We start from the raw sequence: 22,963 nt of genomic DNA, 5'->3' as shown, positions 1-22,963 counted from the left end.
GAGCTCAGACGATCAGAAGTCGGCCGTCAGAGAGAAGGTTGCAGTTAGCGGCTTGCCCACGGTCATATAGCTCCACTGGGTGCTGGCCGTTTCCCAATAGTCATTATCGGTCAGGTTTTCGATATTGGCGCGGAAGGTGACCGGATAATCATAAAGCTCGGTTACGTAACGCGCGCTCATGTCAAATCGCGTCCAGGACGGAATTTCGACCGTGTTGCCGGTATTGACGTATTGCGAGGCAGTATGGATCAGACGTCCACCGACTGTTGCACCGTTAAGGAATGGCAGGTCATATTCTGCACCCAGCGTTGCCTGATATTCCGGTACACCCGGTGCGGTGTTGCCATCGTTGGTGCCGTTCTGGGTTTTGGTCAGTTCGGCATCAACAAAGGTGATGCCACCCAGAATGCGCGTGCCAATAACCGGTTCACCGAATGCCGTCAGTTCAAGGCCACGGTTACGCTGTTCGCCATCGGTTGTGTAAACGTTGCTGGAATTAAGAAAGGCAGAAGGCTTTTCAGCCTGGAACAGAGCAATGCTACCGCCAAAGGTGCCAAAGTCAAACTTTGCACCGACTTCCATCTGTTCGGTCTTGAACGGAGCAAGTGTTTCGCCACGGTTGGTCGCCGACGCATTGGTGACGGTTTCACCCTTCGCCAGACCTTCGATATAGTTGGCATAGACCGAAATTTGATCGGTGACGTTGCCAACGATGCCTGCCATTGGCGAGTTGGCCGAAGAATCGTAATTGGAATTTTTTGCACCGGTTGAAATGTCATAACCACGCGATTTGACATTTTGACGACGTACACCGCCGGTGAGGTGGATTTTATCATCCATGAAGCTCAGGGTATCGGCGATGAAATAGCTGGTCAGGATTGTGTGGGCATTCAGCTTGGCGTCCCCGGCGTCACCAAAGGCCACGGTTGATGGACCGCTGTTATAGATATTGCCAGCCACGTTGGAGCCCGAGTTGTAGTTCTGACGCGCTTCCTGCCACATCGCTGTGGTTCCGGCATTGATCTCGTGCTTGACCGGGCCGGTTTCGAATTCCTGACGGATACCGGCAACACCGCTGACATCGTCACGTTCATAAACAGTAGCAAGGCTGCCAAAGTTGCCGGAGCCGTCCGTACCGGTCAGGGTGACAGACGAATAATCGCCGATCTCATCTGAATTATGTGCGCCAATCGCGGTGTAAAGCATGGTGCTGTCGGTGGCGTCATATTCAAAACGAAGCTGTGCAAATTTGTCTTCGAGATCGCTATAGGTACCGTCTGCGGCAAAGTTGTGCGAGCCGGACGGTGCGCTTGGAAGAGACGTCAGCGATCCTGCTGCAACTGTCGGGCGCCCTTCTTCAACACGGAGCTTGTTGATCGCGGCATCAAAGGTGATTCGTGTATCATTGCCGCGATAATCAAGGGCGATGGAACCTAGTGACGTTTCGCGATCTTCATCCTCGATGGACGCTTCTCCGACCCGGTGCATGACGTTTGTGCGCACCCCGAACTGATCTTCGGAACCAAAGCGGCGGCCAAAATCAAAATGTCCGCCGACTTCGCTGGTGGCGCCATAGCTGCCGGTGAAGCTGGTCACCGGATTATCACCGGCACGTTTCGGGACAAGGTTGATGTTGCCACCCAAGCCACCAGAAGAAGGTGCCATGCCATTCAAGAAGCCCGAGGCGCCTTTGATCACCTCGACGCGGTCGAACATTTCAAGGGCAACCGACTGACGCGGTGCTGTGCCGTAAAGCCCGTCAATCGAGACGTCATCGGCCGTCAGGTCAAAGCCGCGAATGGTGAAACGGTTGGCAAAGGTGCCAAACCCGTTGGTGTTAATTACCGACGGATCGTTATCCATCACGTCGGAAATGTCCCGTGCCTGCTGGTTTTTGATCAGTTCGCTGGTGTAGCCGGTTGCAGCAATCGGTGTGTCCATGGTGTCTTTATTGCCAAAGGCACCAAGGCGCGTCCCGGTGGCAACCTGTCCACCGGCATAAACCGGCGGGGTTGGGTCACCGGCCTCGACTGTGGCTTCGCTTTCGATGATCACTGCTTTAGTGGTTTCGCCTTCGCTTGCTGTCGCATCATCTGCGGACTGCGCCAGTGCAAAATGAGGAGCGGCACAAACCAGCGCAAGCGCCGTGCCGAGCAAAAGGGTCGAAGACAGTTTCTGTCCTGTAAAACGCATTGTGGATTCCCTGTATAGGTTGTCTTTGCGACGACCAGCAGGGCGGGAACCGGCGGGTCATCTTTCATGATGAGAATTCGATACCACGCGCGCGGGTGTGGAATATTGAACCGGATTTCGGTGGATTGAACGGAATTTGGCAAAAATTAGGCAAGTTGTTCCTTGCGCCAGGCGCCAGGGGTTGTGCCAACGATTTTGCGAAATACCCGGGTCAGGTGTGCCTGATCGGCGAAGCCGAGACCGACGGCGACGGATGCCAACGGTGTGTCACCCTTTTTCAGAAGGTTTTTTGCCCGCTCGACCCGGGCTTTCATTTGCCATTGCTGGGGTGGCATGCCGGTTGATTCCCGGAAGGCCGAGCAGAAATAGGATTGTGACAACCCGGTCAGTTGCGCCAATTCATCAAGGCGGATCGTGCGGCCGCAATTCTGTTCAATATAATCAACGGTCTTGCGCAACTGATAAGGGGCAAGCTTGCCGCGTTTGCGTTGGGGCTCTTCAGTCTGAGTTGGTGTTAGAAGAGCTGATACCAATGCTGTTATCAGACCCTCGCCATAGATTTGCGGACTTGGCTGACCGTTCTCGAGTTCATCGGCCAGAAGCCGGACCAGTGCATTGATCCGCGGATCGCAAAAACCGATGCGCGGTCTTTCAAGCGCGATCCGGTCAAATGCATTGCCGATACTTTGTTCAAGCGCATTGACATCAAGATGAATATCAAGATGGCGTAGCCGGCACTTTCCAAGCACTTCAGAAGATACTTCCATCCCGGCCGGGACATAGGACAGGCATCCTTGTCCACGGTGACCACGCTGTATTGTATCGCTTGATGCCCGAACTTCGACATTTCCGTCGCCAATGCAGTCGAGAATGGCAACAAGCCTTGGCGCACGCGAAACATAGGTGCCACCGGCCTCCTGTTCGCATTCGACATGCCACAAATCCGTGATGGCCGCGTTCCAGCGACGGAAACGCAAATCATCAAGGAGTGAAATACCTTCGATCCTGCTGGTCATTTGCGGATGGAACGTCATGTCGGGCAATCCTGGGTCGGTCCTTTGATCTGCGAGTGGTCCATGATGTCTGATGGCGATTCTGCATAGGGAATCGCTGCGCAAATATAACCGGGAATTTCGTGCAAACAATAACAATTCTCATTATCAAATAAAGAATCGTTCATTTTGTGGTCAAATGATCGCGTTATGCGGGTTTGCGATCAAAAACAAACCCGCCCAGGATGTGGGCGGGTTCAAGCGGTGTTTATGAGGGCGGTTCAATACCGCCAGTTTCAATACCGGCGGTCTGATGTGATTTCGGACTAAGCTATGTGGTTACTTTTTCATCCAGCGCGACGGTGCGATCAGGCAAAATACCGTCAGGGCTGCTGAAAAGAACACATTGACCGTTGGCATGGTGATGCCAAACAGGGTCCAGTCGATCTTGTCACAGCGAATGATCGGCTGGGCGAGAAGCTGCGCTTTGAGCTCGGCAAGGGAGCTTGCACCACTTTGCACGCCACCACACATGGCCGGGCCCTGCCACCACAGTTCCTGTACCCCGACATGGTAAATCGCAATGCCGGTACCGACCGCAAAGGTCAGCCCGCAAAGATAGACGATGGCACGTGCTGCCTTGGGAAAGCGGATCAGAAGGAGCGCCAGAACAGAAAGCCCGATCACGATATAGAACGGCTTGCGTTGATAAAGGCACAGGATGCAGGGCAGCAATTTCTGCACATATTGGGCATATAGGGCAAAGCCGATGCTTCCGACGGACACCAGAAACAGAATAATCGGCGCAAAGGCCGGCATGTAGTGCGGGCGAAGCAATTTTAACATCAGTAGATCCGAATCCCGTCTTCCTTGAAATGTCTTCATCGAACTAGCCGTGCGGAATCAGTTTGATTGCGGCAAATCCACCAACAAGAACCACGATAAATATGGTGAAAACGAGGCCCAGACGTTTTTCGATGAAATCGCGGATCGCCGGGCCGAATTTCCAGATCAATGCCGCAATGACAAAGAACCGCAAACCGCGCGCGGCAATCGATGCCACGGTAAAGACCAGCGGATCAAGGGCGGTTACGCCAGACAGGATCGTAATCACCTTATAGGGGAATGGTGTGACCCCGGCGATAAATACAGCCCAGGCCCCCCAGTCATTATAATAGTCCCGGAACTGGTCGAACTTGGCACCATAGCCATAAAGCTCAAGCACCGGGCGCCCGACCGTTTCAAACAGAAAATACCCGATGCCATAACCGATCACGCCACCAAGGACGGACCCGACAAGGCAAATCAGCGCATAGCGCCACGCCCGGGTCGGGGCGGCAATGATCATGGGGATCAAAAGGATGTCCGGCGGGATCGGAAAAACCGAACTTTCAATGACGGCAATAAAAAACAATGCCCATCCGGCATGGCGATGGCTGGCCAGATTCATGGTCCAATCATAAAGACTGCGGATCACGGCAAATGCGCCTTATCTTGTTTGACGATCGTTTGACGGGTGGCGCTTGGCCTTGAAACTTGGCGCGATCAAAGCGCATTTTCCCGATGATCGCAATGACGCAGTTCGGGATCGCAAAATCAGTAACATTTTTGCACAAAGCCCCATTGACCCCGCGAAATTTACAGCTATTATCCCGCCCGTCGATGGACGGTGCGCAACAGCACCTGTATTGCCTGCCCCTGTGGCGGAATTGGTAGACGCGGCAGACTCAAAATCTGTTTCACCTAGTGAGTGGGAGTTCGATTCTCCCCGGGGGCACCATCGCTTTATCTCAAAATTTAGAATGACAAAGATTGCCAGTTTGGTGAGACAGGCCGATCGGCTGCGTGTTTTGCCGGAGCGGTAACCGATCATTTTACACTCTGGGTGGATCGGATTCCGCTCCAGTCTCTTCATTTTGTCTAGGTTTTTCACCACTTTTGATTGGCATTATAATTGCTGTTCTCTGAATCCTTATCAACTTAGGGAGGAAGAAATGCAAAAAGCAAAAATGCTTGTCTCTGCATCCATGATGCTTGGTCTTATCGGCGCAATCGGTACCGCTTCGGCCGATGACCGGTTCACATCACCGTTTGGACCTGATGATCAAATCGGGGCTGCGAACTATCTGACTTCGGAAGTAACACTTGCAGCCAGCAAGCTGATTTCCGAAGGCAAGGTCTATTCACTGGGGATGGAAGTTTCACGTGATACGCCGGCCTTTGCACCACGTGGTGTCGCTGTGACGGTTTTTTCGCCCGGACAAAGCGGTAACAAAACAATCGGCAGCAATGCTGGAACCTATAACGATGACATGTTCACCGGCTGGCTCGGTGTCGGGACACAGATTGATGGTCTGGGTCATCTGGGTGATCATCATACCTATTATAACAATAACCACGCCGAAGACATGGTCGCAGCCACCGGCCTGACCAAGCTTGGCATTGAAAACGTGCCGCCAATGGCAACGCGTGGAGTCTTGCTGGACGTTGCTGCGATCAAGGGGACTGATCGTCTTGAAGGCGGCTATGTCATCACCCTTGAGGACATCATGGCGGCTCAAAAAGCGGCCGGTACCGAAATTCGCAAGGGAGATGTGGTTCTGATCCATACCGGATGGCTTGATTTGGTCGGGAAGGACAATGAGCTTTACGGAACGACCGAACCGGGCCTTGGTCTGGAAGCAGCGGAATGGTTGGCAAATCAGGGTGTTGTCGCCGTTGGTGCCGATACATGGGGGCTTGAAGCTGTTCCCCATGAAGATCCCAGTGCTTTCTTCCCGGTCCATGTGAAGCTTCTGGCAGAAAACGGTGTCTATATTCTTGAAAATATCGTCACGAGGGACCTGGCCGCAGACCGGGCACACGAGTTCCTGTTCGTTCTCGGGCAGGCCAAGCTCAAGGGCGCTGTACAGATGATCATCAACCCGGTTGCCATTCGCTAAGCCGGTCTGATCATTTTGATAACTTTAGAACCGGCGGCCAAGCGACCAAACAGGCCGCCGGTTCTTGTGCCACGATACAAACCGAAGTTTGCAGACGGGCAAATTAATAAACGCTGCGATAAATCGCCTCGATCTCCTTGGCGGTCATGTCGCGCGGATTACTGTCGATCAGGCGATGGATTTTTGTAAAGACTTCCTCGGCCATTTCCGGCAGGGACTCTTCGGTGACGCCAAGATCGCGCAGGCGGATTTCAAGACCGCTGGCTGGAACCATTTCTTCGATACGTTTCACGAATGCCTCGGCGGCGGCGTCTTCGTTGTCGAAATCGACCCCTTCGATCAGGCACGGGGCGAGTTCGGCATACAGCTTTTTCGCGGCTGGCAGGTTAAAGCGGATCACCTGCGCCATGACTAGCGCATTGGCATGACCATGCGGGATGTGGAAGCGTGCGCCCAGAGGATAGGCCAATCCATGAATGGCGGCAACCGATGCATTGGCAAACGCCATCCCGGCAATCAGCGATCCCTGCAACATGGCAGAGCGTGCTTCCTTGTCACCCGGATTTTCAATCACCTTCATCAGGTTCTTGCCAAGCAGCGAAAGGGCGGTGACCGCCATGCCATCGGCAATCGGGTTTTTACGTGTGCGGCTGGTATAGCCTTCGATCGCATGGACCATGGCATCAAGGCCGGTGGCCGCTGTGACCTTTTGCGGCAGGCCATAGGTCAGTTCCGCATCAAGAAGGGCGATATCGGGCATCAGTTGCGGGGTGTAGACAACCTGTTTGAGGTGGTCGTTATCGGTAATCACGGACACCCATGTAACTTCCGATCCGGTCCCGGCGGTGGTCGGGATCTGGATCAACGGCAGGCGATCACCGCTTGCCTTGTCCACCCCATAGATTTCTTCGATGGTCTGATCGCTGTTGGCGAGCAATGCAACCAGCTTCGCACTATCAAGCGAGCTGCCGCCGCCAAGACCGATTACGCCATCCGCCTTCCAGTCACGTGCCCTCGCAATGGCGGCTTCGACAATTTTCTGGGGCGGGTCGGCTTCGACGTCAGAAAAGACCTGAACCGCGATACCGACGGCCTCAAGCGCATCTTGCGCCTTTTGCGCAAAGCCCAGTTTGACGATGCCGGGATCGCAGACAATGGTGACACGGCTGGCGCCGAGTTCCTTCATCAGGCTGCCGGTCTTGGCAATGCCACCGGCTTTGCAGACGATGCGCGGCGCGCTTCGGAACATGAAACTCATGATGTGTCTCCTTATCCGGGATCAGTTGGCATTCCCGGCGAGACCGCCGAGGCACATATATTTAATCTCGACGAAATCATCGACGCCGTATTTTGACCCTTCGCGGCCGATGCCGGATTCCTTGACCCCGCCAAACGGTGCTGATTCGGTCGAAATGATGCCTTCGTTGATGCCGACGATGCCGTATTCAAGCGCCTCGCCAACCCGCCAGATGCGGCCGATATCACGGGCATAGAAATAGGCCGCCAGACCAAATGGAGTGTCATTGGCCATCCGAATGGCGTCTTCTTCGCTGCTGAATTTGAACAACGGCGCGACCGGGCCAAAGATTTCTTCGGAGAAAATCCGCATATCCGACGTAACCCCGGTCAGAATGGTCGGAGTAAAGAAGTTGCTGTCGGGCTTGGCCCGATCACCACCCAGAATAGCCTTTGCCCCACGAGAAACCGCGTCTTCGACCAGTGCTTCGACCTTTTCGATTGCCTTGGCATTGATCAGCGGACCTTGGGTAACTCCTTCTTCGGTGCCCAAACCGACACGCAGTTTACCAACGGCCTCGGCCAGTTTGGCGGCAAAGACGTCATAGACACCTTCCTGAACCAGAATGCGGTTGGCACAGACACAGGTCTGCCCGGCATTGCGGTATTTCGAGGCAATTGCGCCTGCAACCGCCGCATCCAGATCTGCATCGTCAAAGACAATAAACGGCGCGTTACCGCCAAGCTCCAGGCTGACTTTTTTGACGGTATCAGAACATTGACGCATCAAAAGTTTGCCGACCTGCGTGGAGCCGGTGAAGGACAGTTTGCGCACGATCGGGTTGGCAGTCAGTTCACCACCGATTTCAGCACCATGTGACGCGGTGACGATATTGACTACGCCATCGGGGAACCCGGCGCGTTTGGCCAGTTCGACCAGTGCAAGCGCGGTCAGCGGGGTATCTTCTGCCGGTTTGATGACGACCGTGCAACCCGCGGCAAGGGCCGGGGCGCATTTGCGCGTGATCATGGCCATCGGAAAGTTCCATGGCGTGATCGCGGCAACAACACCAATCGGCTGTTTGACGGTGATGATGCGTTTGTCCGCCCCATGCGACGGGATAACATCGCCATAAATGCGTTTGCCTTCTTCGGCAAACCATTCAAGGAAGGACGCACCATAGGCGACTTCGCCGGATGCCTCTGCCAGGGGTTTGCCCTGTTCGCGGGTCATCAGCAATGCAAGGTCGGCCTGGGCCGCCATGCAGAGGTCAAACCATTTGCGCAGCACATTTGCGCGTTCCTTGGCGGTTTTGGCCCGCCATGCCGGAAGGGCGGCATTGGCGGCATCAATCGCACGATTGGTTTCGGCGGCACCCATATCGGGCACATCGGCAAGATGTTCGCCGGTGGCCGGGTCAACAACCGCAAAGGTCTTGCCGCTGTCGGATGCGACCCATTGGCCGTCGATATGCCCCTGGGTTTGCCAAAGGCCAGTATCATTTAGCTGGATGGTCATGGTGGCTATTCCTTTTCGTTACAGCACGGCGGCATAGATCGCGCGTGCGGCGTCGAACGTCATTTCACGCGGATTGTTGATCAAAAGGCGTTCCACCTTCATCGCATCGGTTGCCAGCATGTCGAGATCGCTTTCCGCCACGCCGACTGCGCGCAAGGTGCGGCTGAACGGCATGCGTTCGACCATGTCGGTCATGAAAGTAATGAAGCGATCACAGGCAGCATCGTCATTTGCGAACTTTTCATCCGGCAGAATGGCGCGGGCGAGTTCGGCATATTGAGATACGGCCGCATCCCGGTTGAATTTCAAAACTTCGATCAGGACCAGCGCATTACTGTGTCCATGCGGAACATGGAAATGCCCGCCTAGAGGATAGGCAAGGGCATGAACAGCCGCGACCGGGGCATTGGCAAAGGCCATTCCGGCCAGCATGGACCCCTGAAGCATGGCTTCACGCGCTTCGCGTGACGGGGTGGCAGAAACCGCATCATCGATATGGGCGGTCATCAGCTGCATCGCGCGGATGGCAAGTCCGTCCGACAGGGCGTTTTTCTTGTGCTTGGTGGTGTAGGCCTCGATGGCGTGCACCATTGCGTCGATGCCGGTCATGCCCGTGATCGAGGCCGGAAGGCCCATGGTCAGTTTGGCATCAAGCAGTGCAACATCGGGATAAAGCAGGCTGGACACGACACCCTTTTTCTCGTGCGTCGGTGTGGTGACAATCGAAATCGGGGTGACTTCCGAACCGGTGCCAGCCGTGGTCGGCACCTGAATAAGCGGCAGGCGCGGACCCGTCGCCAGACCGATGCCGTAGATCTCGTCAAGTTTCTGATCCTTGCCACACAGAAGGGCGACCAGTTTTGCGGTATCAAGCGATGAACCGCCACCTAGGCCGATGACGATATCGGCCTTGAAGTCACGGGCACCTTTGACCGCGGCAAGAATGCTTTCCTCGGGCGGGTCTGCCTGAACATCAGTCCAGAGCAGGGTTTCAATCCCGGCTTCTTTAAGTGCTGCGTAAGGGGCGTCGATCAGGCCAACCTTCTGCAAGCCCGGATCGGACAGGAGAACGGCGCGTTTCGCGCCGAACTCCTTGCACAGGGTGCCGAGTTGCAAGGCACCGTCGAACTCGCAGATGACGCGAGGGGTGGTTTCAAACACAAAGTCTGACATGGGGAACCTCGTCTTTTGACTTGTCTGTTGTGGTGGCTGTCATTGGGATTAAGCGGTTTCCTGTTCAGCCTTGGAAACGGTGCCACGTTCGATGCGATAACTGCCCGCCACCAAATCGGCAGAGTGGGTGTCATCGGACTCAGAAATCAGGACACAAAGGCCACTGCTGCCGAGATCGGAAATGACTTCCGACAAACGGCGTGACAGCACCGGTGCGACCCCTTCGAACGGTTCATCAAGCAACAGAAGATTACGACCAGGCATCAGTGCGCGCCCGAGCGAGACCAGTTTCTGCTGACCACCGGAAAGTTGCAGCGCACGGCGATCCCGGAACTGGGCGATTTCGGGCAACAGGTCATAGACCCATTTCAGCCGTTCCCCGGCGTCCGCAATACCGTTGGTCCATGCCGGAAGAAGAATGTTTTCCTCAACCGTCAGTGACGGTATCAGGCGGCGATCTTCGGGCATGTAGCTGATGCCGGTTTTGGCACGGGCGAAATCAGGCTGCTTGCGCAGGTCCTGACCATCAAAGGTGATGGTGCCCTGATCTGCATCCAGAAGGCCCATGATGGCGCGCATCAGGGTGGTCTTGCCCGCCCCGTTATGGCCGATCAGGCCAAACATCTTGCCGGACGGTACTGAAAGCGAGACATCACGCAGGATCGGAATATTGCCGATCGATACATCGAGATTACTGATTTCCAGGGTCATGATGCGCCATTCCCTTGTTTGATGGTGGGACGATGGCCGGTCACAAGATCGCGGACCTGCTGATCGGCGAGAACTGCCGCAGGTTTGCCATCAGCAATGATTTCGCCGCTATAGAACGCCAGAACGCGCGAGACATAGCGTTCGACCACATCCATGTCATGTTCGACAAACAGAACCGTAACGCCATGCTGACGCACGGCGTTCATGACCGTATCCATCAGGCCGGTTTTTTCATCCATGCTGACGCCGCTGGTTGGCTCATCAAGCAACAGCATCTGTGGATTGCCGATCAATGCCATAGCGATATCAACCAGTTTACGCGCCCCCTGCGGGACGGCGGTCACCATTGAATCGCGATAGTTTGCGACACCGAATTCCTTGAGGACTTCCTCAGCCCTTGCGATGCGTGCATCGCTGCGAAGCGGGCTTAGGAAACTCGGTCGGGCGCTTTCGGCCGCAGCCAGCGCGACAATCAGATTGTCGAGCACGGTCATTTCCGGGAACAGCTGAGCGACCTGGAAGGAACGTGCCATTCCAGCACGTGTGATGGCACGCGGAGAATGCCCCATGATCGACTTGCCATTAAATAGGATCTCGCCCCGGGTCGGCTTGAGATAGCCCGTTACCATGTTGATGAAGGTCGTCTTGCCGGCTCCGTTGGAGCCGATCACACCGACGACTTCACCCTTGTGGATCTGAACGTTCAAATCCTTTGCGGCGATGACCGCGCCGAATTCCTTGTTCAGCGAACGTGTTTCAAGAATGCAGGTCATGCCCGTTCTCCTGTTTTTTCACGGCTGACCAGGCTCCACAGCCCTTTGGGCAGGAAGATAATGACCGCAAGCAGCGTGAAACCGAGGATCATCTGCCAGGTATGGGGAACGAATTCGATGGCGTAGGTCCGCACGAACGAGAACACGATTGCCGCAATAAACGGTGCCGCCACGTGGCCCAGCCCCCCCAAAAGCGCGATGAAGACAAATTCGCCCGACGTGGTCCAATAAGCCATCTCCGGATCAACGTGGCCGGTCGCCAGGGCCGTCAGACCGCCACCAAGGGCCGATACCGCCGCCGCAGCAACATAGTTGCCATAAAGCAACCAGCGCGGTGACAGACCGAGATATTCCACACGAACTTCGTTTTCTCGAACGGCTTCGCAAATGACGCCAATGCCTGCCTTGGTGTAACGATGGATCAGAACAGCAACGATCAGACCAGAGACCACAGTCATGGTAAAGACGGTGTACTGGCTGCCAGCACCGGCTTCGGGAGCCCAGCCAAACAGGGTCCAGTCATGAACGTTAAAGCCGTCCGTGCTTCCCAGTTCCTGGCTTTTGACAAGGATGCCAAACAGGATCATCGAAAATGCCAGCGACAGCATGGCAAAAAAGATTTCGCGATAGCGCGTTAGTAACAGACCCAACAGCATTGCGATGATAATCGCGACAAACATGCCAAGTGACAGGGCGGCAACCGCATCATGAATGCCAAAGAACTGGCCGCCCATGCCGACAGTATAGCCGCCGATGCAATAGAAAAGCCCCTGGCCGAAGGATACAAGGCCGGAACGCATCTGCATGACGACACCCTGCACGACAAGTGCCTTGGCCAGTGCGATGGTCAAAAGGAAGATCAGCCAACCCGGCGAAACGAAGCCGAACAGAACGCAGCCAAGCGCGATCAGCCCGAGCGAGATTTCAGTTTTATCAAGACGCATGTCAGATTTTCCTCGCCAAAGTACGGCCAAACAGGCCTTCGGGACGGAACGCCAGAACCAGCGACATCACGCCATAAATGACGAATAGTTCGAATTCAGGAGCGTAGTGAACAGCGGCCGCACGACTCAGTCCGACCAGAAGGGCGCCGACTGCAGCACCACCAATGCTGCCAAGGCCGCCAATCACCACCACAGCAAAGGCCAGAACAATCACTTCAATACCTATGCCCGGTACTACCGAGATCGCAGGTGCGGTCAATGCACCGGCAAGTGCGCCCAGCGTGGTGCCCAGAACAAAGGTGATGGTGAACATCAGCTTCACGTTTACGCCCATGGCAACCGCGATTTCGCGGTCATGGATCACCGCACGCAGGACTTTGCCCTGGTTGGTGCGTTCAAGCCATGCCCACAGGCCAAGCCCAAGAAGTGCGGATACTCCGACCAGGGCGACGTCGTAATTTGAAACCTTAAGCAAACCGAGCGAAGTGCGCCCAAGTTCGGAATAAGGCTGGTATGCGAAATACGGGCTGACACCCCAGACGATTTTCATACCGTCTTCAAGGATCAGAAGAAGGGCATAGGTAATGATCACCATCAGGATTTCGTCGCGGCCATACATGAGGCGCAGCAATCCGCGTTCGATAATCACACCGACAATCAGGCCGGCAACCAGCGCGGCACCAACAAGCATCAAATAACTGACCCATGCCGGGCCGATGCCGTTGTTGAAATACCAGCCAACCAGTGACGCTGCTGAATAGGCGCCGATGGCATAAAAGCTGCCATGCGCCATGTTCAGGATGCGCATCACCCCGTAAATCACGGTCAGGCCGGCAGCCACAAGAAACAGCCACGATGCATAGATCGAGCCATCAATCAGGACGGCAAGAAGACTTGTCATCACAAATATCCAGTGTGCAGGGAAAGGGGCGGACATCCCAAGGGAAAAGGGATGCCCGCTGGATCAGGAAGCTCAGTGAAACAGTGCGTGCAGCTTAGTTACACTTCGCGCCCGGGAAACCGTCTGCGATCCAGTCCGCAGCCGCAACACCTTCGGGCGGAGTTACGCATTCGCCATCAAACGAAACAGCGTTCTTGATTGATGCAACGCCGTCTTCGTAGTGATATTCACCATAGGTAATACCCTGCATGGCCTGATGGCCATTGCCGCGCGCCATCTCAACCGTGCCTGAAACCGATTCAAAGGTTGCACCTTTCATCGCAGCAGAAAGTTGCTCTGCTGACGGGATTTCCTTGTCGGCGACACCGGCGTTCTCGGCGGCATATTTCAGACCAAGGATCGCTTGTGCCATCTTGGTTGCCGGATAGACAGGCTCAATGTCATAGGCGTTTTGATAGACACCCTTGAACCAGGTGTTCAGTTCGTTATCCGGGGCAAACTGGCCGAACGGGCCACGAGCACCGATGATCATGCCGTTCGGGGCCTGATCTTTGTAGGTGGCAAACGATGCTTCGCCGCAAGTCAGAAGACCGGTTGCATCTTCAAGCAGGCCACGGGCATTTGCCTGAAGAACCAGCGCTTCCATGTCGCCACCCCAGAAGGAGCTGTGAACGATTTCCGGGCGCTTCACGGACAGGGCAGAGATTTCAGCGCCGTACTGGCCCTGATAGATTTTCGGGAACTGTTCTTCGACGATTTCGGCTTCGGGCAGGAGCGCAGATGCGGCCGCGGTGAAGTCAGCCCAGCTGTCCTGACCCCACGAATAGTTCTGCTGGATGCCGGCAAGACGGGTAACGTCCGGGCGGGTCGCGGCCAGATAACGAACTGCGCCGATATTATCGACCGATGCGTCAAGACCGGTCCGGAACATGTATTGTGCATCCGGGTTATCGGCAAACAGACGGGGAGTACCGCAATCATATGCGATGGTGAAGGTTTTCAGTTCTTCGGCAACTGGTGCGATTGCCAGGCAGTCGCCCGACGAAACATAGCCAATGACAGCATCGACTTTTTGCCGCTGAACAAGGTTGCGGTATTCTTCAACCTGCTTGGTCGCACCGCCAGCCTCGTCGATGATGACGGCTTCGATTTCGGCGCCATTGATACCGATCTTGTCGTAAGGTGCAGGCAGGTTGCCCTTGTTCAGTTCTTCAACAAGAACCTTGGCGGCGTTAGCCGACGGAACGCCGAACGGGCCAGCTGCCGGACCGGACAGGAAGGTCACGATCCCGACGCGGAATTTGCCGTTTTCAGCGGCCGATGCAGAACCGGCTGCGCCTGCTGCAAGGGCAAGCGCTGCGACGCCCGATACAAGATGTTTGCTGAATTTTGATTTATTGTTCTTCACTATTTCCTCCCTTGGGAAAGGTCATGGAGTTGGCGGTGGAACTGCCTCCGACCCGCCTGCCACGGCATCGCGGCGACGTTTGACCATCTCTTTGGATGGCTTGAGGTCTTCGGCATCGTAGATCGCCCAATTCCCGACCATCAGTTTCGATGGTGGAAAGTCTTCGTTGTGGACGACCGTGCCCACGGCTTGCGCCTGGACAATCTGGTGAGTTTCGGGATCGATGTAGGATGCAAAGCCCGGCGGATCTTCGGGCAGGGCCAGTTGCAATCCTTCAAGGGCGGTAATCAGCGCGCGGTCATCATCCACGCTGCCTGCCTTTTCAATGGCGCGTGCAATGGCGATGATCCCGGTATAGGCGCCTTCGGCCGCATAAGTCGGATAACGCCCGGTCATGTCGTGAAACTGTTTTACGAACCGCTTGTTCCGGCCCGTTTCGGGCCAGTTATTGTGATGGCGAGCCGAAAGGATCAATCCCGGATAGGGTTGATCACCAAGGGCCATCATCACATCATAATTGGCGCCTGTGTCGAAATTGGCCAGACGGGTGGTTTCAAAGAACCGGGTTGAGGCTGCCTGTTTGATAAAGGCGATGAAATCCCCGCCCCAAAGGGCGGTTACGACCACGTCGGCTTTTGCTGATTGCAGGGCATTGATGTAGATCGAATAGTCCGGCTCATAGAGCTTTGGCCACAGGTCGCCGACGGTTTCATATTCGACACCCAATTCATCAAGGGCAAGTTGCAGATCCGTCCAGGAAACATGGCCGTAATCATAATCCGGTCCGACAAAGGCAAGACGTTTCCACCCGGTTTCCTTTTGCAGATCACGTAAATAACGGGCACCGGCTGCCATCGATGTCCAGCTGTCATTGGTGACGCGGAAGTAATAATCGTGGCCTGCCTCGATGCTTAGCCGTGATGATGCATGATCGGTTCCGACCATAATGATTTTTTCAGTCCGGGCCAGGTCGCTTACGGCGTGGGCAACACCAGATGACACTATGCCGCAGAAGAATTTGGCATTGTCATTGGTGATAAAATCCTGCGCCAGACGAACCGCGTAGGATGCCTTTGATCGCGGATCATCTGCGATGACGCGAAGATTGGGTACATCAAGGCCGGATTTGGCTTCGGCTTCAAGGTCCTGAAGTGCGATTTTGATTCCGGAAATACTGTCGCGGCCATATGTGGCCGACCGTCCGGTCATTGGGTACAAACAGCCGATGACAGCATCTGCGTTCTGTGCAGATGCGCCCAGCTCAAAACGTTCCGCCTGTGCGGTGTTGGCCGCAAACAGTACTAACGTGGCAACAATAATGGTGATGCACCCGGAAAGCGGGTGTTTGAGCATCTCCATGACTTTCCTCCCTGCGAATGGTTGTTCCATTCGCGTTTGTACCTTTGTCTCGCTATTCCGCAAAGGCTGTGCCAGTTGCGAAATTTCGGCGCAAAGTCAGGGAAGCCGCGCGATTGACCGGTTTGGGTCAAATTCATGGAGCGGTCTTGAGCGCGAATTTGAGCGTTAGGCGCTCAAACAGTAAAACACCCTTGAGCGGAAACCGCTCAAGGGTGCGTCGAAAATGCTTCGGGTTGGGGATAAGTTATTGCAGGCCCAGCCGTTGCAGACGACGTTTCAGGGCATGACGTGAAATACCAAGTATTTCTGCCGCACGGCCTTTGTGACCGTCGGCCTGATCAAGCGCATCTTGGACCAGATGACGCTCGGTGTTGTCCATGCGGTCCTGCAATTGCGCATTACCATCCGAAACTCCGGCATGCAGATCATCCGGGTTATCATCCGTGACGTGGAATTCGGCCGGCAACAGGTCCGGCGAAATCTGTTTGGACGGATAAAGAATGGTCAGACGCTCAATCAGGTTTTTAAGTTCGCGCACATTGCCGCGCCAGCGATGATGGCGTAGCAGTTCAAGGGTCGCATCGTCAAAGTGGATTGGATGGCAACCTTCGGCTTTGGCCTGATGATCGGCGAAATGATCGACCAAACTGATAATGTCCTCGCCGCGGTGGCGCAGTGCGGGAATATCAATGGTGATGACGTTCAGTCGGTAAAACAGGTCTTCACGGAAATTTCCCTGACGGACTTCTTCCGCAAGGTCGCGGTTGGTCGCGGCAATCACCCGCACATCAGCCGATGCGGAATGCTCGCTTCCTACCGGGCGATAGTCTCCGTTTTCAAGGAAGTGCAGAAACTTCGCCTGTAGGGCCAGGGGCAATTCGCCGATTTCATCGAGAAACAGACTGCCGCCATCAGCAAGCCGGACAAGGCCGGTACGTTTCTGATGCGCTCCGGTGTAGGAGCCCTTTTCCGCACCAAACAATTCGCTTTCAATCAGCTGTTCTGGCAGCGCGGCACAGTTGACTTCGATAAAGGCGTTTGAAGCGCGCGGGCTTTCGCCGTGAATGGCGCGCGCAACCAGCGCCTTGCCAGTCCCGGACTCCCCTTGCAGCAGGATACGGCTGGCACTGCTTTGTGCAACGCGGCCGATTGTCGTGCGCAATTCGCGCATCGGCGCACATTCACCGATCAGTCCGTTGGTCGGGACATTGCGCTTGCGGTGGTAATCAAGCTCAAGTGCAGTGCGGTTTTGATCAAGGGTAGTGTTGATCGTATGGATCAACTCATCGAGTTCAAACGGCTTGCTTAGGTAATCCGCCGCACCGAGTTTGACGGCTTTCACCGCCGCACGGGTATCGCCATGAGCCGAAATCATGATGACGGGCACGTCGATATCAAGTTTGCGGATGCTATCAAGCACCTCCATTCCATCCGCACCGGGCAGGCGCAGATCAAGCAGGATGATATCGAATTTGTTTGCACGGACTTGCAAAAACGCATCTTCTCCGGAATGGACGCCGGTGACATCCATGCCTTCGGTGCGAAGCGCAAAGCTTAGTGATCGGACGAATGATTCTTCATCATCAACGATCAGAATCCTGATCTTGCGAGGCATTTTTCGATGTTTCCTCCTTTGAAGTTTCCGGTTTCGTTGCCGGGAACTTCAATGTGATTGTCGTGCCCTCTTGCGGGGCACTTTCAATATTGATGGTACCGTTATTTGACTCGACCAGTTGTTGGCTGATTGTCAGGCCAAGTCCGGTTCCTTTGCTTTTCATGGTAAAAAATGGCTGCACGACGTCAAGCAAATGCTCTTTGGGGATGCCGGCACCATCGTCGGTGATGCGTATTTCTACCTGGTCCTTGTGGCGTTCTGCTCGCAGGCTAACCGTGCCGTCGGGCTGGCATGCCTGAATGGCGTTGATCCCGATATTAAGCAGGATCTGTAACATCTGATCCGGGTCGACAAAGATCGTCAGACGGGAATCGCCACTGGTATAAAATCGGACATGAGCCTCTTTTGCGACCGGGATCAGTACCCGCGATGATTGGCGGAACAAATCACGTATTTCTGTTACCTGGGGGCATGCTTCCCCCGGTCGGCCATAGGCCAGAAGGTCATTCACCACGCGTGACAGGCGATCAATCTGATGACCCATATCATCCAGAAGCGTCTTGCGCTCTCCATCAGGTTCCTTGCGAACAAGGGCCTGAACAGTGGTTTTCATGGTGGCCAGAGGATTGCGGACTTCATGGGCAACGCCGGTGGCAAACTGGCCCAGAACGGCAAGCTTTTCAGCCCGCACCGTACGATCAATCAGGTCCTTAAGTTGCCAGGCCATGGTGTTGAAGGCCTTGGCGACTGTGCTGATTTCATCGCGCCGGCGACCTTCGGGCAGACGATAATAGAGATCACCCGACGCAATACTATGTGCCCCCTGAACAAGCGTATCGACCCGTCGACGCAGGCTGCGTGACAAGGCAAAAAAGATTGCCAGTATAACCACAATGATTACGGCCGCAGTCACCGCGAGCCAGAAACGCGTTTCGTCAATAGGTTGCAGGATAGTGCCCGGTCTAACACTCATCACAAGGTTCCAGCCCGGAAGGATGCTTGGACCTTCGATCAGCTCGCCATTGACTTCGGTGGGGCGTCCGGTTGCATCAAGAACAATGCCACCCGGCGTGCGCAAAAGCGGATCAATCACGCCCGATACCCCGGCACTTGCCAACAGTTCAGTCAGTGATGCCAAACGGACATGCAGGCCGACAGAGGTGTTCTGCCCCAAACCGGTATCACGGATGTGGGCCCGCATCAAAATCCAGCCGGAATTTCCATTCTCAGGCAATTTGGGACCGATGAATTCAATGCCTTCATGTTCGACCCGCGGAAGGCCGGAAATATCCCAGCCGTTTTTGGACCAGTATGGTGGACCCGATGCAGCTTGCCCGGCGACCAGTCGATCAAGATTATCGTACCAGTCAAAAAACAGGACACCATAAAGGTCGGGAGAATCCGCCTCGACCCGAAGCAGGGTCAGAGCTTCTTCGGCCTGTGGAGAGTTTGGAGCCTCAATGAATGCGGGCATGGCTGGATGGTTTGACAATGTTACCAGCTGATAGATGCGCGTATCGAGAAAAGCGGAGAGCTTGTTTGACGTAGCCGCGACCTGCGCGCTAAGCCTCTCCCCTGTAAGCCGGTCAATCAGTTCGTTGGAAAAACGCTGGTAGAACAGGCTAAGGGCAAGTAGTGCGCATACAACAACGCCTACCGATAGCAATGTATATCGGCCCACAAGGCTCAGACGTTGATTTCGTGACCAATGAAAACCGGACACAAACTGGCTCCCTTACGCTGAATGCTCAACGTTTGTTTTTTTATTATGACAGTTCTGACGCAAATGTTGCATGGCAGCAAGTCAAAGCTTGTTGTGGCTGGCTCCTGACCCGAACCGCACAACAAAAAACGCCCGCGGCGTACCGGGGCGTTTTTTGTTGTGCGTGCTTAGAACACGACGCTTGGCAACCAGCGGGCCAGTGACGGCCACAGCCAGATGACAAAGATGCCAAAGACCTGAAGCGCGATAAACGGCACGACACCCTTGTAAATCTGACCCGTCGTAATTTCCGGCGGGGCCGCGCTGCGCAGGTAAAAGAGCGAGAAGCCAAACGGCGGGGTCAGGAATGATGTCTGAAGGTTGATGGCAATCAAGATCGCCAGCCACACCGGATCATGGCCCATCATGATCAAGCCCGGCGCAATCAGCGGCAACAGGATCACCGTGATTTCAACGAAATCAAGGAAGAAGCCAAGGATAAAGATCAGTGCCATGCAAAACAGGAGCGCTCCGGTCGGTCCGCCTGGCATGGCTTCAAGGATTTCGGCCACATGGTCCTCGCCCCCCAGTCCGATAAACACCAGCGAGAACATGCTGGCGGTCAGAATGGTGGCAAAGATCATCGATGTTACCGTCATGGTCGATGTCAGGGCCGATTTCAGGATATCTGCCTTCCACGCCTGACGCAGGCAGGCAAAGATCGCAGCAATGCCAATAATTGCCAGCACCACATAAACCCCGCCCAGCATATAATCGACACCGGTAAGGTCACTGCGCTGGAAACGCACCGGGGCAATCCCCGCCATTACGGCAAGAACCAGAAGCGATATCGTCCCGGTAAGCACCAGTGTGCGATTGGCCCCCTGACGGGCACCAGCCATCAGGATCGCGCCAATTGCGCCCACCGATGCGGCCTCGGTCGGGGTGGCAACCCCGCCAAGGATCGCGCCCAGAACCGCAATGATCAAAAGGATCGGCGGCAAAACAGCGCGGAAAACCTCGCCGATATCGGGGTGGCCATCATCGCTTTGCACTGGCGGCATGTCATCGGGGCGAAACACCCCGCGCAGCAGGATATAAAGGATGTAAATCGCCACCAGCGTCAGTCCCGGCACCAGCGCCCCGGCAAAAATCTGACCAACCGAAATGGTTTCGATGGTGAATTTGCCCTGTTCATACTGGGCCTGCTGATAGGCCGATGACATGACGTCAGACAGAATGATCAAAAGCGTCGAAGGCGGGATAATCTGGCCCAGCGTCCCGGCCGTACAGACAAGCCCCGATGCCAGTTTCGGGTTGTATCCCGTGCGCAACATGGTCGGAAGTGCGATCATGCCCATGGCAATCACTGTCGCGCCGACAATCCCGGTCGACGCCGCAAGCAACGCGCCAACCAGAACGACCGAAATGCCAAGCCCGCCGCGCAGCTGACCAAACAGACGGCCCATGGTATGAAGCAGATCCTCGGCAATGCGTGACCGTTCAAGGATCACACCCATCACGACAAAAAGCGGAATGGCGATCAGAACATCATTGGTCAGCGTCCCGAATACCCGCTGCCCGAATGCACCCATCAGCCCGATATTCATCGCATCGGTGGCCCAGCCGATATAACCGAAAATGATTGCCACACCGGCGATCGAAAACGAAACGGGGAAACCCAGAAGGATGCAGCCCATCAGGGCGGCGAACATCAAAAGATCAAGATATTCCATCAGCTTTGCGCACCCTGATCGTCAACACCATCGCGCAGGGCAATGATCTGCCTGAGCAAACAGGCAACCGACTGAATAATCAAAAGAATACAAAATGCGGGGATCAGGGATTTCAAAAGCCACACGGCCGGAATGCCGCCCACCGAAATCGCCCCTTCCATCATCGAGATCGAATTGATCACGGATGGCCATGTCCAGTATAGCAGCGCCATCATCGACGGAATTGCAAGAATGGTATAGCCAAATGCGTCAATGCGGGCCTTGGTGCGGTTTTCGGCCCCGGCATAGAAAATATCGACCCGCACATGCCCGTCGACCAAAAGCGTGTATCCCGCGCCAAGCATGAAAAGCCCGGCATGCAGGTACAGAACACTTTCATTCAGTGCAATTGAACTGAAACCGAAAACATAGCGCAGCAAAACCACGGCAAATTGCAAAAGAACCATGATCAGCGCAAACCAGCGCACTGTCATCCCGGTCCAGTGATTGATCAGATCAAGCCGATCAGCAAGGCGTTGCATCACATCCCCCCGGATACGAAAAGAACCGGCGCAAGGATCGGTATCCTTGCGCCGGGTATCATGTTTATCAGAAGCCGAGCACCTTGGCGCGTGCATTCATCTGACCGTTATCGGCATAGGTCATATAACCACCGATCAGATCACGATATGCGACAAAGCTTTCGGTGACCTTGCGGGTCAGGGCATCGTCGCTTTCGCGCAGTTCGGCGATGACTTCCGCACCGGCCTTGCCCATGGCTTCAACCACATCATCGGGAAGCATACGGACCTTGACGTCCTGTTCTGCCACCAGTTTCTGCAACGCCATGGCGTGCTTGGTCTCGTACTCGGTCCAGACTTCGTTATAAAGACTGTCACAGGCAAACTTGACCACGGCCTTCAAATCGTCCGGAAGGTCGGCATATGCCTTGGCATTGACCGCGCATTCCTCGGCCGAGGACGGCTCGCCGACACCCGGCCAGTAGTAGTTCTTGGCAACCTGATAGAAGCCGAGGGCGCTGTCGCTCCACGGGCCGATGAATTCGCCGGCATCAAGCGCACCGCTTTGCAGCGCCTGGAACATGTCGCGACCCCCCATGGCCTGAACGGCCATGCCCAGTTTCGAGCACATTTCAGACGCCAGACCGGTGGTCCGGAATTTGAGACCCTTAAGGTCGTCAACCGATTTGATTTCATTACGGAACCAGCCAGCCCATTGCGGACCGGAGTTGCCGCACAGGAACGGCTTCAGCCCGAACTGGCCATAGATTTCATCATAGAGTTCCTGACCGCCACCATGGGTCAGCCAGCCAACCTGTTCGTCTGCACGCAGACCAAAGGGCTGCGAACCGAACAGAAGGATGCCTTTGGATTTCGAACCCCAATAGGCAGGAACCGCGTGATAGATATCAGCCGTGCCTTCGGCAACTGCATCAAATACGCCATTGCCCGGTACAAGTTCACCGGCAGCATGCAGTTTGACCTCGATCCGGCCGCCCGAAAGGGTGGTGATACGATCGGCCAGTTTCTGGGCCGCAACCCCCGGCCCGGGCAGGTTTTTCGGCCAAGCGGTAACCATGTTCCACTGGCGCTTGTCCTGTGCGATTGCCGGGGTGGCAAAGGTTGCCGCCGCCGCTGCACCAACGCCGGCAACACCGGCCGTCAGAAATTCACGTCTTTTCATGTTAAGGAGCCTCCTTGATTGAACCCTGAAAGGTTTTGAAGGGGCAATCGTCATTGCCCCCGCATTAAGGTTTTTG

At 55.2% G+C, this 22,963-nt stretch carries 19 protein-coding genes and 1 tRNA gene; 2 read left to right on the top strand and 18 right to left on the bottom strand.

The window, feature by feature from the left end:
* Positions 1 to 12: 12 nt before the first annotated feature.
* The 4 genes from CU041_RS12455 to CU041_RS12440 form a co-directional block, all read right to left on the bottom strand.
* Complete coding sequence (locus CU041_RS12455; protein WP_101247187.1) at positions 13 to 2,193, bottom strand: TonB-dependent receptor; 2,181 nt, start codon at positions 2,191 to 2,193, stop codon at positions 13 to 15.
* 146 nt (positions 2,194 to 2,339) lie between these two features.
* The gene (locus CU041_RS12450; RefSeq protein WP_101247186.1) at positions 2,340 to 3,227 is read right to left on the bottom strand and encodes a helix-turn-helix domain-containing protein; all 888 of its coding nucleotides are present in this window, start codon (positions 3,225 to 3,227) and stop codon (positions 2,340 to 2,342) included.
* A gap of 297 nt (positions 3,228 to 3,524) precedes the next feature.
* Positions 3,525 to 4,031: a disulfide bond formation protein B gene (locus CU041_RS12445; protein ID WP_101247185.1), complete on the bottom strand. Its 507-nt coding sequence runs from the start codon at positions 4,029 to 4,031 to the stop codon at positions 3,525 to 3,527.
* Between the two features lie 43 nt (positions 4,032 to 4,074).
* Positions 4,075 to 4,662, bottom strand: coding sequence for a YqaA family protein (locus CU041_RS12440; RefSeq protein WP_068519748.1), 588 nt, complete (start codon positions 4,660 to 4,662; stop codon positions 4,075 to 4,077).
* Between the two features lie 217 nt (positions 4,663 to 4,879).
* Between CU041_RS12440 and CU041_RS12435 the strand changes: the two genes are divergently transcribed.
* Positions 4,880 to 4,965 (top strand) — tRNA-Leu (locus tag CU041_RS12435).
* Between the two features lie 214 nt (positions 4,966 to 5,179).
* Positions 5,180 to 6,127 carry a cyclase family protein gene (locus CU041_RS12430; protein WP_101247184.1) on the top strand — a complete coding sequence of 316 codons (948 nt, stop codon included), beginning with the start codon at positions 5,180 to 5,182 and terminating at the stop codon, positions 6,125 to 6,127.
* 103 nt (positions 6,128 to 6,230) lie between these two features.
* On the opposite strand, the gene CU041_RS12425 is transcribed toward CU041_RS12430, so the two are convergent.
* The 14 genes from CU041_RS12425 to CU041_RS12360 form a co-directional block, all read right to left on the bottom strand.
* Positions 6,231 to 7,385: an iron-containing alcohol dehydrogenase gene (locus CU041_RS12425; RefSeq protein ID WP_101247183.1), complete on the bottom strand. Its 1,155-nt coding sequence runs from the start codon at positions 7,383 to 7,385 to the stop codon at positions 6,231 to 6,233.
* Between the two features lie 21 nt (positions 7,386 to 7,406).
* Positions 7,407 to 8,882 carry an NAD-dependent succinate-semialdehyde dehydrogenase gene (locus CU041_RS12420; protein ID WP_170310218.1) on the bottom strand — a complete coding sequence of 492 codons (1,476 nt, stop codon included), beginning with the start codon at positions 8,880 to 8,882 and terminating at the stop codon, positions 7,407 to 7,409.
* 18 nt (positions 8,883 to 8,900) lie between these two features.
* Positions 8,901 to 10,055: an iron-containing alcohol dehydrogenase gene (locus CU041_RS12415; protein ID WP_101247182.1), complete on the bottom strand. Its 1,155-nt coding sequence runs from the start codon at positions 10,053 to 10,055 to the stop codon at positions 8,901 to 8,903.
* Positions 10,056 to 10,103: 48 nt separating this feature from the next.
* Positions 10,104 to 10,766 (bottom strand): ABC transporter ATP-binding protein, encoded by a 663-nt coding sequence (locus CU041_RS12410; RefSeq protein WP_101247181.1) that lies wholly within the window; start codon positions 10,764 to 10,766, stop codon positions 10,104 to 10,106.
* Positions 10,763 to 11,539 (bottom strand): ABC transporter ATP-binding protein, encoded by a 777-nt coding sequence (locus CU041_RS12405; protein WP_101247180.1) that lies wholly within the window; start codon positions 11,537 to 11,539, stop codon positions 10,763 to 10,765. The genes CU041_RS12410 and CU041_RS12405 overlap by 4 nt, the downstream gene beginning before the upstream one ends.
* On the bottom strand, positions 11,536 to 12,483 hold the full coding sequence (locus tag CU041_RS12400; RefSeq protein WP_101247179.1) for a branched-chain amino acid ABC transporter permease: 948 nt from the start codon (positions 12,481 to 12,483) through the stop codon (positions 11,536 to 11,538). Before CU041_RS12400 ends, CU041_RS12405 begins: the two co-directional genes overlap by 4 nt.
* A 1-nt stretch (position 12,484) precedes the next feature.
* Complete coding sequence (locus tag CU041_RS12395; RefSeq protein ID WP_068518373.1) at positions 12,485 to 13,384, bottom strand: branched-chain amino acid ABC transporter permease; 900 nt, start codon at positions 13,382 to 13,384, stop codon at positions 12,485 to 12,487.
* 94 nt (positions 13,385 to 13,478) lie between these two features.
* A complete protein-coding gene (locus CU041_RS12390) occupies positions 13,479 to 14,792 on the bottom strand; it encodes an ABC transporter substrate-binding protein (RefSeq protein WP_068518374.1) in 1,314 nt (437 codons plus the stop codon).
* 21 nt (positions 14,793 to 14,813) lie between these two features.
* A complete protein-coding gene (locus CU041_RS12385) occupies positions 14,814 to 16,151 on the bottom strand; it encodes an ABC transporter substrate-binding protein (RefSeq protein ID WP_101247178.1) in 1,338 nt (445 codons plus the stop codon).
* A 244-nt stretch (positions 16,152 to 16,395) separates the two neighbouring features.
* Complete coding sequence (locus CU041_RS12380; RefSeq protein ID WP_101247177.1) at positions 16,396 to 17,766, bottom strand: sigma-54-dependent transcriptional regulator; 1,371 nt, start codon at positions 17,764 to 17,766, stop codon at positions 16,396 to 16,398.
* A complete protein-coding gene (locus tag CU041_RS12375) occupies positions 17,735 to 19,240 on the bottom strand; it encodes a sensor histidine kinase (RefSeq protein WP_233433097.1) in 1,506 nt (501 codons plus the stop codon). Before CU041_RS12375 ends, CU041_RS12380 begins: the two co-directional genes overlap by 32 nt.
* A gap of 416 nt (positions 19,241 to 19,656) precedes the next feature.
* The gene (locus tag CU041_RS12370; protein ID WP_101247175.1) at positions 19,657 to 21,204 is read right to left on the bottom strand and encodes a TRAP transporter large permease; all 1,548 of its coding nucleotides are present in this window, start codon (positions 21,202 to 21,204) and stop codon (positions 19,657 to 19,659) included.
* Positions 21,204 to 21,725, bottom strand: a complete 522-nt coding sequence (locus CU041_RS12365) for a TRAP transporter small permease subunit (RefSeq protein WP_101247174.1) — start codon at positions 21,723 to 21,725, stop codon at positions 21,204 to 21,206. Before CU041_RS12365 ends, CU041_RS12370 begins: the two co-directional genes overlap by 1 nt.
* A gap of 67 nt (positions 21,726 to 21,792) precedes the next feature.
* Positions 21,793 to 22,887, bottom strand: coding sequence for a TRAP transporter substrate-binding protein (locus tag CU041_RS12360; protein WP_101247173.1), 1,095 nt, complete (start codon positions 22,885 to 22,887; stop codon positions 21,793 to 21,795).
* Positions 22,888 to 22,963 lie beyond the last annotated feature (76 nt).

The sequence above is a fragment of the Thalassospira povalilytica genome, assembly GCF_002844235.1.
Taxonomy (GTDB): Bacteria; Pseudomonadota; Alphaproteobacteria; order Rhodospirillales; family Thalassospiraceae; genus Thalassospira; species Thalassospira povalilytica.
This window is presented reverse-complemented; position numbering and strand designations above follow the sequence as displayed.

Excerpts from the sequence above, each read along its gene's own strand:
- CU041_RS12455 (WP_101247187.1), bottom strand. The coding sequence starts at position 2,193 with ATGCGTTTTACAGGACAGAAACTGTCTTCGACCCTTTTGCTCGGCACG.
- CU041_RS12450 (WP_101247186.1), bottom strand. The coding sequence starts at position 3,227 with ATGACGTTCCATCCGCAAATGACCAGCAGGATCGAAGGTATTTCACTC.
- CU041_RS12445 (WP_101247185.1), bottom strand. The coding sequence starts at position 4,031 with ATGTTAAAATTGCTTCGCCCGCACTACATGCCGGCCTTTGCGCCGATT.
- CU041_RS12430 (WP_101247184.1), top strand. The coding sequence starts at position 5,180 with ATGCAAAAAGCAAAAATGCTTGTCTCTGCATCCATGATGCTTGGTCTT.
- CU041_RS12425 (WP_101247183.1), bottom strand. The coding sequence starts at position 7,385 with ATGAGTTTCATGTTCCGAAGCGCGCCGCGCATCGTCTGCAAAGCCGGT.
- CU041_RS12420 (WP_170310218.1), bottom strand. The coding sequence starts at position 8,882 with ATGACCATCCAGCTAAATGATACTGGCCTTTGGCAAACCCAGGGGCAT.
- CU041_RS12415 (WP_101247182.1), bottom strand. The coding sequence starts at position 10,055 with ATGTCAGACTTTGTGTTTGAAACCACCCCTCGCGTCATCTGCGAGTTC.
- CU041_RS12410 (WP_101247181.1), bottom strand. The coding sequence starts at position 10,766 with ATGACCCTGGAAATCAGTAATCTCGATGTATCGATCGGCAATATTCCG.
- CU041_RS12405 (WP_101247180.1), bottom strand. The coding sequence starts at position 11,539 with ATGACCTGCATTCTTGAAACACGTTCGCTGAACAAGGAATTCGGCGCG.
- CU041_RS12400 (WP_101247179.1), bottom strand. The coding sequence starts at position 12,483 with ATGCGTCTTGATAAAACTGAAATCTCGCTCGGGCTGATCGCGCTTGGC.
- CU041_RS12395 (WP_068518373.1), bottom strand. The coding sequence starts at position 13,384 with ATGACAAGTCTTCTTGCCGTCCTGATTGATGGCTCGATCTATGCATCG.
- CU041_RS12385 (WP_101247178.1), bottom strand. The coding sequence starts at position 16,151 with ATGGAGATGCTCAAACACCCGCTTTCCGGGTGCATCACCATTATTGTT.
- CU041_RS12380 (WP_101247177.1), bottom strand. The coding sequence starts at position 17,766 with ATGCCTCGCAAGATCAGGATTCTGATCGTTGATGATGAAGAATCATTC.
- CU041_RS12375 (WP_233433097.1), bottom strand. The coding sequence starts at position 19,240 with ATGCCCGCATTCATTGAGGCTCCAAACTCTCCACAGGCCGAAGAAGCT.
- CU041_RS12370 (WP_101247175.1), bottom strand. The coding sequence starts at position 21,204 with ATGGAATATCTTGATCTTTTGATGTTCGCCGCCCTGATGGGCTGCATC.
- CU041_RS12365 (WP_101247174.1), bottom strand. The coding sequence starts at position 21,725 with ATGCAACGCCTTGCTGATCGGCTTGATCTGATCAATCACTGGACCGGG.
- CU041_RS12360 (WP_101247173.1), bottom strand. The coding sequence starts at position 22,887 with ATGAAAAGACGTGAATTTCTGACGGCCGGTGTTGCCGGCGTTGGTGCA.